The sequence below is a fragment of the Pelotalea chapellei genome, assembly GCF_018531195.1.
In the GTDB taxonomy this organism is placed as follows: domain Bacteria; phylum Desulfobacterota; class Desulfuromonadia; order Geobacterales; family Pseudopelobacteraceae; genus Pelotalea; species Pelotalea chapellei.
In genome coordinates this window covers 180,798-194,971 of record NZ_JAHDYS010000009.1, presented here as the reverse complement: position 1 = coordinate 194,971, position 14,174 = coordinate 180,798, and the positions used below count along the sequence as shown (strand labels likewise).

9 protein-coding genes are annotated in these 14,174 nt (G+C 54.8%); 2 read left to right on the top strand and 7 right to left on the bottom strand.

Going from position 1 to position 14,174, the window contains the following annotated elements; all coding sequences use genetic code 11:
* Positions 1-271: 271 nt before the first annotated feature.
* Positions 272-1,687, top strand: a complete 1,416-nt coding sequence (locus tag KJB30_RS11365) for a B12-binding domain-containing radical SAM protein (RefSeq protein WP_214299229.1) — start codon at positions 272-274, stop codon at positions 1,685-1,687.
* 75 nt (positions 1,688-1,762) lie between these two features.
* Here KJB30_RS11365 and KJB30_RS11360 read toward each other — a convergent pair whose 3' ends face one another.
* The 7 genes from KJB30_RS11360 to treZ all read right to left on the bottom strand — a co-directional run bounded on the left by KJB30_RS11360 (position 1,763) and on the right by treZ (position 13,848).
* The gene (locus KJB30_RS11360; protein ID WP_214299227.1) at positions 1,763-2,833 is read right to left on the bottom strand and encodes a type III polyketide synthase; all 1,071 of its coding nucleotides are present in this window, start codon (positions 2,831-2,833) and stop codon (positions 1,763-1,765) included.
* 150 nt (positions 2,834-2,983) lie between these two features.
* On the bottom strand, positions 2,984-4,405 hold the full coding sequence (locus KJB30_RS11355; protein ID WP_214299225.1) for a B12-binding domain-containing radical SAM protein: 1,422 nt from the start codon (positions 4,403-4,405) through the stop codon (positions 2,984-2,986).
* A 49-nt stretch (positions 4,406-4,454) separates the two neighbouring features.
* Positions 4,455-4,646, bottom strand: a complete 192-nt coding sequence (locus KJB30_RS11350) for a DUF6496 domain-containing protein (RefSeq protein WP_214299223.1) — start codon at positions 4,644-4,646, stop codon at positions 4,455-4,457.
* 157 nt (positions 4,647-4,803) lie between these two features.
* The gene (locus KJB30_RS11345; RefSeq protein ID WP_214299221.1) at positions 4,804-6,417 is read right to left on the bottom strand and encodes a DUF748 domain-containing protein; all 1,614 of its coding nucleotides are present in this window, start codon (positions 6,415-6,417) and stop codon (positions 4,804-4,806) included.
* 88 nt (positions 6,418-6,505) lie between these two features.
* Positions 6,506-9,436 carry a malto-oligosyltrehalose synthase gene (gene treY / locus KJB30_RS11340; RefSeq protein WP_214299219.1) on the bottom strand — a complete coding sequence of 977 codons (2,931 nt, stop codon included), beginning with the start codon at positions 9,434-9,436 and terminating at the stop codon, positions 6,506-6,508.
* Between the two features lie 19 nt (positions 9,437-9,455).
* Positions 9,456-11,894 carry a DUF3536 domain-containing protein gene (locus KJB30_RS11335; protein WP_214299216.1) on the bottom strand — a complete coding sequence of 813 codons (2,439 nt, stop codon included), beginning with the start codon at positions 11,892-11,894 and terminating at the stop codon, positions 9,456-9,458.
* A 91-nt stretch (positions 11,895-11,985) separates the two neighbouring features.
* Positions 11,986-13,848 (bottom strand): malto-oligosyltrehalose trehalohydrolase, encoded by a 1,863-nt coding sequence (treZ, locus tag KJB30_RS11330; RefSeq protein ID WP_214299214.1) that lies wholly within the window; start codon positions 13,846-13,848, stop codon positions 11,986-11,988.
* Between the two features lie 148 nt (positions 13,849-13,996).
* Between treZ and KJB30_RS11325 the strand changes: the two genes are divergently transcribed.
* Positions 13,997-14,167 (top strand): hypothetical protein, encoded by a 171-nt coding sequence (locus tag KJB30_RS11325; protein WP_214299266.1) that lies wholly within the window; start codon positions 13,997-13,999, stop codon positions 14,165-14,167.
* The last annotated feature ends 7 nt before the right edge of the window (positions 14,168-14,174 follow it).

Sequence of the window (14,174 nt, the reverse complement as noted above, 5' to 3'; positions counted from 1 at the left end):
GCTGAAAAACATGGTGCCGTGGGACCCGAATTTCATGCAACACACATAACACCTCTTGACACCTAACACAGTTGCTCCCCCAGCCCCTCCCATAAAGGGAGGGGAGCTTTGAGACCCCCGACCCTCTTTCAGGCCCTGACGACTTTAAGCCCCCTCTCCCCTCAGTGGGAGAGGGTCGGGGAGAGGGGTGGTGCCCGCCATACTAGCACCATTTCCCACGAAGACAACCCGCCACAGATGACGTTCCACTGTGGCCTGCTATACTTGGGCTATGAAAATCCTTCTGCTGGCCATGCCTGACGCGGCCCACAACTTCCACCGCATCATCACAGTTCCAAACCTTGGACTCTGCTCCATGGCTGCCGGCCTTGACGGGAATGATGTTAGGATTGTCGACCTGGTGCTGGTTCACAAAAAAATCGGCTCCTGGCTGCGTCAGTATCTGTCCACCTTTCAACCCGATCTGGTCGGCGTCAGCAGCATGAGCTTCCAGTATGCCAGCGCAGTGCAGGTCATGCATATCTGCCGTGAAGCAGCTCCGGCAGCAAAGATCGTCCTTGGCGGCTATCATGCTACTTTGACCGCGACGGAACTTGGCGAGGGGAGCAGCGTGCCCTTCGATTATTTGATCCGGGGGGAAGGCGAGCAGGCACTGCCGGCTCTGGTGATGGCCCTGGAGCGGAATCGGGAGCCGGCAGAGGTGCCAGGAGTCTCATGGTCCAAAAACGGGACCTTCATCCATAACCCGACCGACTCACTCCTGCCTCTGCAACAGCTTCCGCTGCCGAACCGTAATGCACGTGTGCTGGATAATTTCACCTACTTCAACAAAAAGATGGATTGCGTGGAAACCTCGCGCGGCTGCACCATGTCCTGCACCTTCTGCTCGATTACCGGCATGTATGGTTCGAGCTTCCGCTGCCATGCCATTGAGCGGGTCATCACCGATCTGGAAGAGGTGCAGCGGCGCGGCACGGAAACCGTGCTGCTGGTGGATGACAACATCACTCTGAATCCTGTCCGTTTCAAAAATCTGGCCGAAGCCATCATCGCACGCGGTTTAACCGGCATGGAATACCTGGTGCAGGCGTCGGTGGCAGGAATAACCGCTGATCCCCAGCTGATCCCTGCACTGGCCCGGGCCAATTTCAAACTGGTGTTCCTGGGGATTGAGTCGGTCCAGGCAAAAACTCTGGCCATGTTTCGCAAGGGAGATATCCTGGAGAAGACCGAACAGGCCGTACTGCAGCTGCGCAGACACGGCATCGCTGTGATGGGCGGTTTCATCGTAGGCAATCCCGATGACACCCGCGAAGATATTCGCAACCTGTTCCGCTCTGCAAAAAAACTGGGCATCGATCTGCCGGTCGTACAGTGCGTCACACCCTACCCCGCCACCCGTATTCGGCAGCAACTGCTCGATGCCGGCCTGGTCACCAATCCCGACGACTTGAGCAGATACACCGGGTTCACCTGCAATGTACGCACCCGCCACCTGACCAGAAACCAGCTCAACCGGCTGATGAACTGGGAAAACATCAAGCTTTTCTGTTCCCCCGCTCTGTTCAAGGAAAACTACTTCGTCAAACATCGTGAAAAGGGAGCCTTGCGGGTACTGCTGAACAGCGTGGATTACTTCAGGGGATGGTTCACCGGAGATCCGTTTCGATCGCGGCATTCGTTTTGACAACAGGGACGGGGGACGGGTGACTAGGGGGGCCTATAGGTCCAATAAGACACATGAAACTTGTTTTTAAGTCCTTCAATAAAAAGAAGTCACTCCGACCAGCCTCAAAAGACATGCATGTGCCGAAAGCCCCGCCCCATACGCAACCATCACACACAGCTCACCAGGCGATGCTCCACCTCTCAGCAACTCCTCAAGAACGAACCATACCGTCGGCGATGACATATTGCCGTACTCTGACAATATACTGCGGGTAGCTGTCAACTGCCCTTCGGCCAGCCCGATCTCCTTGCCCACTGCACCGATGATCTTGTCGCCGCCGGTGTGCAGGGCCCAATGGCAGATGTCTTTCACCCCCAGCCTCGCTTCTGCCAGAAGGTTAGACACCACCCCGGCCGCAGCCTGCTTCACCATTCCAGGCAGCTCGGTGGAGAGCTGGTTATGCAGCTGACCGTTCCTGTGCACAAAGCGAATGGCCTCACGCTGTTCCGGGGCATAGCGCCCTGTTGAGGCAACAATCTCCAGCCCTTGCGGCTCATGGCGCAATACAACAGCGGCAGCGCCATCGGCAAAAAGGGCATTGGAAAGGATCAGGCTCAGGTCGTTATCCATCTGAAAAGCAGCACTGCAGATTTCCACGCTTACACTGACCACACAGCCGCCATGGGTTTGAAGCAACGCCTCGGACACCTGCAGGTTGGGAATTGCGCCGCCGCATCCACTTCCCACCAGATCAAAAGCCCTGACATCGCGTGCAAGCCCCAGCCGCTCAATGAGGTAGGTAGATATGCCGGGACAGATATATCCGGTACAGGTATTTACCACCAGGCAGGTCACCTCCCCGGGCTCCACGCCAGCCCGTTCCAGAGCCAGCCGGCCAGCTTCCGTGGAGAGATTGATCGATTGTTCCGTAAATCGGACAACGCGCTGGTCGGGAGTCTCCTCCATGATGTGCGCCGGATCATCCACGGCAAAATGCCGCGTGCGGATTCCGGGATGGGAAAAAGTGGCGCGAAGCCAGGCTTGGCCGCGATGGCTCAGCTGCTGCTTGAACTTGTCCCGGATCAGGTCGGCGGCCACCTTCTGGTCCAGCCGAAAAGGGGGTACGACACAGGCGATGGAAGCGATATATGCGGCTTCAGCCATCGGTTCTCCTTAATTTTCACAGAAGGGCAGAGGAAAATATTAAAAGCACATCACCACCCCTCTCCCCGGCCCTCTCCCACTGAGGGGAGAGGGGGTGTAAAAGCTCCCCTCCCTTTATGGGAGGGGCTGGGGGAGGGTAAAAAGATCACCTCACACATCCATGCCGGCCAGCCTGAGGCATCGCCTCACCACCCGCGTATACCGCCAGAGCGGAGGCCGCATGCCCAGTGCTTTTCCGGTGCGGTAAATAGTGGGCAGAAAAGGAAGCCCCAGGGAATCCATTGAAATGAAATTCATGTTCTCAGCTAACGCTCTGGACAGCTCCTGCTTTAGCCATGGCATGTCCACTTCCGGCGATAGGTAAAAAACCGGCTCCAGCATCTCCTGACGGTCAAGCTTCAGCAGCCCCTCTCTTCTGGCAATAGATTCCAGTTCCGTTCCGGGATAGATGCGAATGCCGATATTGAAAAAAGCTACATCACGGGGCCGGATCTGGCTGCGGGCAAAGTCAATGCTTTCGCACACGGTGTGCCGTGTCTCTCCCGGACCTCCCAGCATAAAGATCCAGGCACAGGGAATGCTGCAGTCTCTCACTACTGCGGCGGCCCGATGCACATCACTGCTGGCAAAACCTTTACGAAGCCCCTGCAGGACAGGATCGGCAGCACTTTCCAGGGTTATGCCCATCCCTCTAAACCCTGCCCTTTCCATGGCCTGCACCAGTTCATGATCAAAGTGCAGCGGGTTCAGCTCCAGGCACTGTAGGCGAGCTCCGTGGCGCACACGTGCCAGGGCTTCACACACTTGCATGGCATGATCGCGAGGAGAGTTGAAGATGCTGTCCACAAACTCGATATCCCGAAATCCTGCCGCTGCCAGACGGAACACGGCATCAGCCACGCGATCAGGATCTTTGAGAAGGCAGTCATTGCCCTCGATCACCGGATAAGTACAGTAGACGCAATTGAACTGACAGCCGGTCTTGGTCTGAAGAGGGAAGGTGGCCAGTTGAGAGGTGTAGGCCGGAACATCCAGCCAGCGGTTATAGTCGGGCACATGACAGCCGGGAGCACCAGCGGGCGGCCTGTTTTTTCGAAAGATTTCCTGATGCAGCCAGGCAATGCCAGGTACATCCTCCAGGGGGCCATTCCGCGAGATGTTTTCCAGCAGCAGCGGAAATACTGTTTCACCGCTTCCGGTGACACAGCACAGCGCCGGACAGAACCGCAGAATCTGCTCGGGCATGACTCCCAGCGCTGCTCCCCCCAAGACCAGGGGAGCACAGCTCATACTCCGGATTTCACCCATGAGTTCCCGCAGTTCATGGAGAAAGAAATGCGGGTCTGTCATCGCATTGTTGTCGATGTTGCGCACCGAAAGGGCGATAAGATCGGGAGGATTGCGTACCAGTGCATCCCGGATAGCAGCTTTCGTCTCCCGCACAAACATCAGATCCAGCAGTTGTACGTCATGGCCTGCCCGTTCCGCAGCCTGGGCCACCAGGCAGGCCCCAACCGGCATGACCGGCATGGGCAGCGGATTGCGGTTGGTACTGATCAGTAGAACCTTCATACTCCGCCGCCACGGCGCCTGCCGCTCCAGCCTTTTTCACCAGCCATAGCTACTTCTTCTTTTTAGGCGGCTCAGGAGGTACCTTCTCGCGTTTTTCCCTCGCCTCCGAAATGCCGATGGCAACAGCCTGTTTCGGGTTGGTGACTTTTTTGCCGCTCTTGCCGCTCTTCAGTTCACCCTTTCCGAATTTCTCCATTGTTTCCCTGATTGTTTCCTCAGCCTTTTTTCCATATTTGCTCATTTTGTCCTCCCTTTGCTTGGCACCCAACCACCCCTCTCCCCGCCCCTCTCCTTTAGGCCCTATGGGTCCACTGAGGGGAGAGGGGGGTTAAAAGCTCCCCTCCCTTTATGGGAGGACCCAACGGGCCTAAAGGGCTGGGGGAGGGTGCTTCCAGGCTTCATTCCTTACCTGTCTTCCCTGCTTCCCTCTCGAACGACGGCAGTATTGCCTTGAAAAATGCATTCCTGACCAATGCCACAACTGTCTGCCAGGTACTTATCTGTGGCTTGTCGAGTTTTCCCGAGATATCGGTTTTGGTAGCCACCTCGTCACGAGGCTGGTTTTGCAACAGCTGGGAAACGCCCCCCACAAGCATTTCGTACATCTTTTTAAACAGGCTCTTCTCCTTGTCCTGGCGTGTGTCGTACACCTTCATGTCCTTGAAAAACGGCTTGATGTAGCCTGACACCTGACTGTTCTTGACGTGCAGTTCAGATACGAACGAGAAAAGTCCTGCTGTCACATCAAATTTGCCGTAGGCACGCAGCAGGTTGTTCATTGAAGTCAGCTGGGTATCATTTATCTTCACCGCCAGATCCAGATCGGGACCACTTTTCTCCGCCCGAAAAGTGGCACGTGCATCGGTGGGACCGTTACCCATGAATTTGCCCTGCAGATGCGCTTCCGCCGGTCCTTCGACAAACTGGTTCGACAAATTGGTGAGGGTTAGATTGGTGTCGGATATAAAGGCGCGATAGTTGGGATCACTGTCGGCGTTTTTCATGCCGAAGGTGCTTTCCAGAACGCGCAGCTTATCAATACGCAACAGGATATCCGGCTTGTTGCTGGCCTTTTTGGCCGCCTTGCCCGCTTTTGCAACATCTTTCTTTTGAGCTGCCGCCGTTCCGGAAGAGTAGATGTATTCCACCTCCACTCCCCGGATTTCGAGATTCTCGACATGGGCTTTTTTTATTGTCGGAGCATATTCTGTGTTTCCGGATACAGTCAGCAATCCGTTTTTTATGACCAGATTAGAGCGCGCAAGCATGGGTTTGAAGTAATCAACAGGAATTTTTTCCACTGCAAAGGTTGCCTTGGCGCCCAGATGCGGTTCCCCCAGGAAATTGGCCCGGCCGTCGATGCGCCCGTGGCCCGAGCCGAAGATCGCCGTATCCAGGTGAAATTCCGACGGGTAAACTTTGTCGGGAAGATGGATATTGCGGATGTTGTTGGCTGTGAAGTTCAAGGCACTCAGCACAAGCGGCCGCGCCGGATCCTGGTCAATGTAGGTGATGGCGCCGCTATTGATCTCTATCCGGTTGATCTTAAGCGGATAAACAGCAATCAGCGCTTCCTGCCAGCCGCGCTCCTTCAGCTTGACTTCACTCTTTGCTTCAGTGCGCAACTGCTGAAGGTTCACATGCAGCCGTGGCCGATCGAGTAACATCTCCGCCACCAGCTTTCCTGAAAAAATTTCGCGCCAGTGGACGCTCAGTTTTACCAAAGGTACCACAGCCACCGGAGGATCGGGATGTGCTTCCTGAATAATGCTCAGCTCCTTAAGTGTGAGCGTCAGGCCGATAAGCTGTAGATGCAGCTTGGGAATGCGGACAGAGTAGCCTTTCAGCGCCTTGTTCGCTTTTTGTTCCGTCATTTTTCTCAGCGGCTCATCCAGAAAAAACGAGGCAATAAAGAGCAGCAGAAGCAACACGAGCAGAGTGCCCCCAACCCAGCGAAGTACCCTGGAATGCAGTATGCCTGTGGGTCGGGGTTTTTTCTGTGAATCATTCATGGTCACTCCTATTGTGAAGCAAACTTCACCAGCCTTCCTATTAAGTCCTCTGGGTCCTATAGGACCTATCAGACCTATGAGTCCATGTTCAAACAGCTTCCAGCAAAGCCACCGGAATGGTTGAAAAGAGCTGCCCCAGGGCAAGCCTGGCTCCCCCCTCCCCTTGCGTGGCATGCAGCAGCTCTCCGGTGAGCACATTTCGGTACGATTTTGCATAAGGCAGCATCAACCGGGTGTCCGCCCATGCCTGCTCTCCCAAGGGGGCGATTTTATCCTGCATAAGGAACGGGGTGAAAAAACGGGAAGCAACCGCTATGATCCCGCTGCCGTTTAACTGCCGGGAAAAGGCACAGATATGTCTCGCCCGGCTTCCACGCACCTCCAGGGGGAGATAGGCGCCCTGATCAAACAGCTTGCGATTGTGCCGCCGAAAGTTCAGACATCTGAAGATCAAATAGAGCTTGATACGACCATCCTTCCAGTTCTCCAGCAGCTCGTTGAGCAATTGAACGGGGCCAATTTCAGCCTCACGGGATTTCAGCTCCACCAGAGCCTTGCACCTGATACGGTAATCGACTGCATTTCGATTGTCCGGATCAACCAGGGAAAAATCCCATAGTTCGGTACCCTGATAAAAGTCCGGGACACCGGGCGAGGTCATCTTGAGCAGCGTCTGAGAGAGTGAGCCATACATGCCGCATCTGGCGATCATCTGCTGGAATGCAAGGAAATCCTTTAGAAACTGATTGTCGGGCAGATCCTCCAGAATGGCATCGGCGAATGCAAGCAGCGCTTCTTCATAGGCCACATCCGGGCTTACCCAACTGCTGTTGACTTTGGCTTCCCTGACCGCCTTGGTAAGGTATTCCCTTATTCTGGCACGCAAATCCGCCAGCCCCTCCTGGTTTAAGGAACCAGTCGGCCAGACACCAATCAGCGTCTGGTAAAGCAGATACTCCTCGTTGTGATCCGGTACTCTCTGATTGTCTACGAGCTTGAATTTGCGCTTGTTGAAACGGGTCCACCTGACCAGGGCGGCATGCCAGGCATCGGGTACCTCGGAGAGGACATTGATACGCAGCCGTGCATCCTCCCCACGTTTGGTATCATGGGTGGCAGTAGCTACCAGCGAATGGGGGAAGGATTTAAACCGTTCCATGTTCTGGCCGTGAAATACCTCCAGGGGGGACCCGAACCGCCCCGGCATGCCCCCTACTTCGTTGAGGGAAATCAGCCGGTTGTAGAGATAGTAGGAGGTATCCTCCATCCCCTTGGCCATGACAGGTCCGGTAAGCTGCTGAAAGCGCATGGAAAAATTGAGCCAATCAGCCCGCATGCCTTCCGGGGCATCTTCAGGCCATTTGAGCAGCAGCACCGAGCGCAGGAAATCAAAGATCGATACACTGATGGCAGGGTTTTTACGGCGCGCCTTGTTTATGGCCGTCTCGATGTACAGGCTGTCTTTTTCCCGGATTGTCCAGGAATTGACATAGGTGCGGTAGACGGGGAAAAAAGCGATCATTTCGCTGATGGCGCGTGCAAGGCTGTTCAAGGTGAAGTCGCGGGTCTGACGATTCTGCTCGGAAAGGGCGTTGAGCCGATTGGCCAGCATGTTGACTTCTCCGGAGAGGGCAACCTCCATGACCAGTTTTTTGCTGACATAAACAACATCCGCAAAATCCGCTACACGGCCGATAAAGCGATTGTAGATGCGGTCAAAGGCTTTGGCATTTTCGGTATCAACGAAGATGCCGTTGACCTGACCGAGGAAATCGTACCCGGTTGTGCCGTGCACCGGCCATTCCTCCGGCAGGTGTTCACCCTTCAGGAGTATCTTTTCGCAGAGCAGGTACAGCGGCTTGCCAACAGGTCCGGCCTCTTCGGGTCCCTGCGTACCTCCTTCTGCAGCTGCACCGACAGATACGGCAGAGTAAGCTTCCCTAATGACCTCCTTCTGCAGGTTGTTCAGATAGGACAGAGGATCATAGAGCCCATCCACATGATCTATTCTAACGCCTGTGATCAGGTTTTCACGGATCAGGCGCAGCAGGAGCTTATGGGTTTCCTTGAAAACCGCCTCATCCTCCATGCGAATGGCAGCCAGGCCGTTGATATCGAAAAACCTGCGATAGTTGATCTCTTCGGTTGCCACCCGCCAATAGGAGAGACGGTACACCTGATCGCGGAGCAGGCCGTCAAGCAGGTCGAAGCTGTGGGAATCCCCCCGGGTGCCGTTGAAGATTTCCAGATTATCCCGTATGAAAACGGCAACAATTGCATTCTCCTCATACAGCTGACCAAGGCGCTTTTTAATGACCTCCTTCTCCCGGCTGCGCTCTTCTCTTCTGTCAGCATCCTGCTCCGTGGGCAGGGGCAGATGCTGCAATGAGGTGATAATGCTCAACAATTCCATCAGAGCAGGATCATCCGCAGCCATGCGCTGCCGCAGGGCATCCAGGCGATGTTCCAGGATTCTTACAGAGCTCTTTGGCTCCACCGGCATGTGCAACTGAAAATAGGTGATCCAGAAAGCCCCCTTCCGGAAAACCAGGTGCAAGTCTCCCTTTTCAAGAACTTTCCCATACTGATCCGCCAAAAAGGGAAGCAGCACCTTGGAGGTGAGTTCCTTTTTTACCGGTATCCAGTCAATGTCGAAGAAGCGGGCATAGGGAGAGCTCTGGCCGCTTTCGAGCACATCCATCCACCAGATGTTTTCTTCGCTTTCGATGCACATATGGTTGGGAACAATATCAAGAATCTGCCCCATGCCATGCAGCATCAGCTCGGCAACCATCTCCCTGTATTCTTCCTCGCTGCCGATCTCACGGTTGAACGCATTCTGGTTAACCACATCGTAGCCATGCATGCTCCCTTCCCTCGCCGCAAAATAGGAGGAGGCATACAGGTGGCTGATGCCGAGATCGTGAAGGTAGCCGATGATCAGCCGTGCAGAGGAAAATTTGAATTCCTTGTTGAACTGCAACCGGTACGTTGCACACGGTATGCTGGCCTGCGGCATGCTTCCCTCGCCTTTCGCCTCACTCAGGCACAATAGCCCCCAGATTGAAGTACAGCATCTCCCCCAACTGACGGAATTCCTTGACCCAGGCCACGGCATCCTCATCTCCATTACGCGCTTTAGTCAAAAATTCCTGATACCTGTTTTTAGCCAGCCGGTAATAATCGTTCTGAACCTGCCAGTAAGCTATTGCCTGAGGCAGGGCCTGCAAAAGCCCCATGAGTGTCTGCAGCCTGGCAATAAGCTTCATATCCTCAGGATTGCGCACCAGGGCGGCCATGAGGTTTTCCAGGAGCTTGCGCATGAAAAATTCAGTATGTGGAGTGGTTATTTCCACATTCCATTTCCCGATCTGCTCCACTATCCTCTTTACCGCCTGAACATCCGGTTCCTCCGGTGTCAGCGTACTGATCAGCTGCTCGCTCAATGCCGGTCCGGCCGCAGCGAGAAAGGTTTTCGGCACAGGCACGCTGTACTCGCGCATGAACTCCATCAAAGGCCGGCAATGCTCGTACATCTCCTTGTAGCTTTCAGTGAATTGATCCAGGGTCCTGGTAATGATGGAATCAAGAATTTTTCGCTGTTCATCCTTGAAAAGGTCATTGAAGGAATAACTGTGCGTTCCGAAATGGGTGTCCATGATACCAATGAGCTCGGTGTACAGCCCTCGGTCGAAAATTCCGACCATTGCCTCCCGCATGGATTCGAAGTTTGACTGGTCACGAAAGATAGTCACACCACCCTTGAAATCATGGCTGCCGAAACGCACCACCCCAAAGGTGAACCTGCCGGACTCTCCGGTTGTCACGGAAATTGCGTCAACCAGACCAACCGCAATGCAGACTTCTTCCGAGCAGAGTTTCAGGTACCCCTGCTTCTCGATGAGGTAACAAAAAATTTTGGTCTGGTCTTCATACTCTTCGAACATAGAGCTGAAGGCAAAGTGGGCGACAACCTTGTTCAGGTCGACCCGTGTCGGCAGCACAAAATGCTCATAAATCCAGGCACCGTCACCAATCTCCGGAATATTGCTGTTTGCCGATTTCAGCTTTTCAACGAATGCCTGCTCCGTCCCCTGTTCGATAATCCCCGCACCAAGCTGTAAGGCCCTGCTTGCGTACTGGATGACCTGAACCGTTTCCAGCCCGGACAGCTCATCGAAAAACCAGCCGCAACTCGTGTACATCAGCAGGGAATGGCGCTGCATCTCCAGCAGCCTGACTACAGTGACAATTTCTTCAGCCGTCAACGGCACCACGCTGTGCCGAGCAATGAACTTCTCAACCGACTCCGCACGCCGGTCGAGTATCACCTGTACATACTCATTGCGCGCCAGCCAGGGATCTTTGAACAATTTGCTTGTGGCGCGCGAAAACTCCGTGACCAGTCGATCACGCAGCCAGTCCAGGGCTGCCCGCAGCGGCCCTCTCCACTGCTGGTTCCAGTGTGGATATCCGCCGGAGTTGCACCCGCAATCACTTCTCCATCGTTCCACCCCATGGGCGCAGCTCCAGGATGTATTTTCATGTATCCGGACTTCATGATCAGGTGGATGCAATTCCAGGTATTCGCCGTAATTGGTCAGTTTTGCCAGGTTGTTTGATTCAATATGATTAAAAGTTGCTGCAAGCGCCATGTCCCCGAACGTCTGGTGATGGCCATAGGTTTCACCGTCAGTGGCAATATGAAGCAGCTGCGGCCAGTCACGCAGATCACTTTGAATTTCCATCAAACGTTGTGCAAAACCTTCCCCATCATTCAGCACCTTTTCGAAGGCAACCGCCTGAGCCAGTCTGTCATAGAAAAAAAGGGTGATACTTCGGCCAGAAGGAAGCGGGCAGAGGTAGGCACGGCTTGGGTCGATGGAGGCACCGTTGGTCTCTGTCCAGTTGGATTCGCCGATCCTGCGATAACCGGCGGCCTGATGGGGGGCAAGGATCGTGAACGCAATGCCCTGTTCGGCAAGAACATCCAGTGTTTCCAGGTCCACCGCAGTTTCGGCCAGCCACATTCCTTCGGGAAACCGTCCAAAACGGTGTTCAAAATCCCTGATGCCCCAAATGACCTGGGTACGCTTGTCGCGAGGAGAAGCCAGCGGCATGATCATGTGATTGTACACCTGGGCTAGAGCCGCACCATGCCCGGAACGCCACTCCATGCTCTGCCGGTCGGCATCCAGGATGGCCTGGTACACATCCGGGGATGCTTTTTCCATCCAGGAAAGCAAGGTGGGCCCGAAATTAAAGCTCATCTTGGCGTAATTGCTGACAATGTCCAGGATGCGCCGGTCACCGTCAACGATGCGCGAAGCGGAGTTAGGGGCATAACATTCAGCCGTTATGCGTTCGTTCCAGTCATGATAGGGAGCGGCCGAGTCCTGGACCTCGATCTCTTCAAGCCAGGGATTTTCCCGGGGGGGCTGATAGAAGTGACCATGTATGCAGACGTAACGATCCATAAATCTCCTTTGAAAGCGGGGAATGGGGATCTGGGACGGGGGATTTGGGACCAAATGCCGCCATTACCGTCCCCGGTCCCCGGTCCCCGATTTACCCCCGGTTTTCATACACCGCCAGACTGAATGGCTGCATGGGGATGTTGACTGCTCCTTGCGCCACATGCAGCTCCCGGGGTGCAAGCTCCCCTGCTCCGTCCCACTGAGGGTGCGATGAATCAAGCAGCTTCTCCCATTTTCCTGGCGGCAGAATCAGCATCACCTCTTCGGCTGCATCGCTGAAACAGAACAGGCAGAGCACCCTGCTCGTTTCCGTTTGTCGAATGACCGCCAGAGTTTTCTGCCGCTCGAATCCTTTTACCTCGATGCTGTTCCTGTCAAAGACCTGCAGACACGGTGTCTTCCGGCGCAGGGCGAGCAGGCGGCGGTAAAATTTCAGGATACAGGCCTGACGTCCTTCCCGCTTCAGGGTCAGGTTGATGTGAGAATCCAGGAAGGTGCTTTCGGCCGCCGGATCGGGAGGATCACCGGTGCAGGCTCCAGAAGCATGTTCTTCCGCTTTCCCCCGGCGTACAGCCTCAATCAGCTGCTTATCCGAATGATCGACAAAATAATGGAAAGGAGCCGTTTCCCCATATTCCTCCCCCATAAACAACAGAGGGATGTAGGGCGAAAGCAGCACCGTGCCGGCCGCCAGCAACAGCTGTTCGTGAGAGACCGACGCAGCCAGCCTGTCACCGCACTTTCTGTTGCCGATTTGATCATGGTTCTGGGAAAAGACGACGAAACGGGAGCCGGGCACCTCAGGAGAGGGACCGCCATGGCGCCTGCGACGAAAGGCAGAATACTCGCCTGTATAGACAAAACCATTTTCAAAGGCTTTGACCAGCTGGCTGAATTGACCGTAATCCTCGTAGTACCCCGTCGTTTCACCGGTCAAAAGCGTTCTCAGGCTGTGGTGAAAGCCGTCGTTCCATTGGGCATCGATACCGTAGCCACCCTGTTCCGCAGGACGGACAAGACGGGCATCGTTGGCATCATATTCGGCAATCAGATAGATCCGTTTACCCAGCATCTGCCCATGACGATGCACCTCTTCTGCAAGCCGCTGCAGAAAATGCCTGGCAGTCAGATCAAAAATCCAGTCAACTGAATCGAGCCGCAGGGTATCGATGTGATATTCGTGCAGCCAGTAAAGGGCATTGGCAATGAAGAAATCATTGACCGGATCGCTGCAGGGCCCATCGTAGTTAAGGGCGGCCCCCCAGGGAGTGCGGTACCTATCGGTGGTGTAGTATCCGAATTCCCCGGAATAATTGCCTTCCGGGCCGAAGTGGTTGTAGACCACATCCAGTATCACGGCCAATCCGTGGGCATGGCAGGCATCCACCAGACGCTTCAGTCCATCGGGACCACCGTAGTTGTTCTGGGGGGCAAACAGATACACTCCATCATAGCCCCAGTTGCGGCGCCCGGGGCATTGGGCAACGGGCATGATCTCCACTGCTGTTATGCCCAGGTTTACGAGATAATCCAGGAGGGGAATCACCCCGTCAAAGGTCCCCTCGCGACTGAAGGTACCGACATGCAGTTCATAGATGACGTACTCTTCCTGACGGATTCCCTGCCAATGCTTGTCGTGCCAGGTGAACAGGCGGGGATCCACAACCTGGGATGCACCATGAACGCCATCAGGCTGAAAACGCGAGGCAGGGTCAGGCCGACCGGTGCCGCTGTCCTTGAGATACAGGTAACGGTCACCGGCGGCTACACCGTTGACCATGCCGGAAAAATAGCCGCTCTGTTCCTGCAGAAGGGCGACCCGTTCTTCCTTGCCTCTTGCTGAAACAAGCTGGACCACCATGGATTGCGCCTTGGGTGCCCATACTCTGAAACCGGTTCCCGTGGTACCGGAAACCGTGGCGCCTATATCCAGATTCCAGGCAGTTGTTTCCATTCACTCTCCAACTTTATGAGTTGTCAGCTAAGGTGAAAGCTGATGTCAGTTTCAGACAAACTGCTTATTTATAATAGAAAAGGTTGAGATACAGTTGGAGCAGGCTGCGACACTGTCTTTTTCGGTCCGCCATAACAGGAGGCTTGCCATGATGTTTTTTATTAAAAATGACCACATTCACAAATTTCCGGTGCCCCCGCAGTGTGATGCCACCCACGGTTCCGAGCATTTGCGTGATACGGTGCCTCACGGGGTGAAACCATGCCTGTACTGCATGCACCGCTGGCCGAAACAGGATAAACTCGTAAACGAGCGTTGATCCACCG

Bases quoted from the DNA above. Each gene is read 5' to 3' on its own strand.
- KJB30_RS11355 (WP_214299225.1), bottom strand. From the start codon at position 4,405: ATGAAGGTTCTACTGATCAGTACCAACCGCAATCCGCTGCCCATGCCG.
- KJB30_RS11325 (WP_214299266.1), top strand. From the start codon at position 13,997: ATGATGTTTTTTATTAAAAATGACCACATTCACAAATTTCCGGTGCCC.
- KJB30_RS11350 (WP_214299223.1), bottom strand. From the start codon at position 4,646: ATGAGCAAATATGGAAAAAAGGCTGAGGAAACAATCAGGGAAACAATG.
- KJB30_RS11345 (WP_214299221.1), bottom strand. From the start codon at position 6,417: ATGAATGATTCACAGAAAAAACCCCGACCCACAGGCATACTGCATTCC.
- KJB30_RS11360 (WP_214299227.1), bottom strand. From the start codon at position 2,833: ATGGCTGAAGCCGCATATATCGCTTCCATCGCCTGTGTCGTACCCCCT.
- treZ (WP_214299214.1), bottom strand. From the start codon at position 13,848: ATGGAAACAACTGCCTGGAATCTGGATATAGGCGCCACGGTTTCCGGT.
- KJB30_RS11365 (WP_214299229.1), top strand. From the start codon at position 272: ATGAAAATCCTTCTGCTGGCCATGCCTGACGCGGCCCACAACTTCCAC.
- KJB30_RS11335 (WP_214299216.1), bottom strand. From the start codon at position 11,894: ATGGATCGTTACGTCTGCATACATGGTCACTTCTATCAGCCCCCCCGG.
- treY (WP_214299219.1), bottom strand. From the start codon at position 9,436: ATGCCGCAGGCCAGCATACCGTGTGCAACGTACCGGTTGCAGTTCAAC.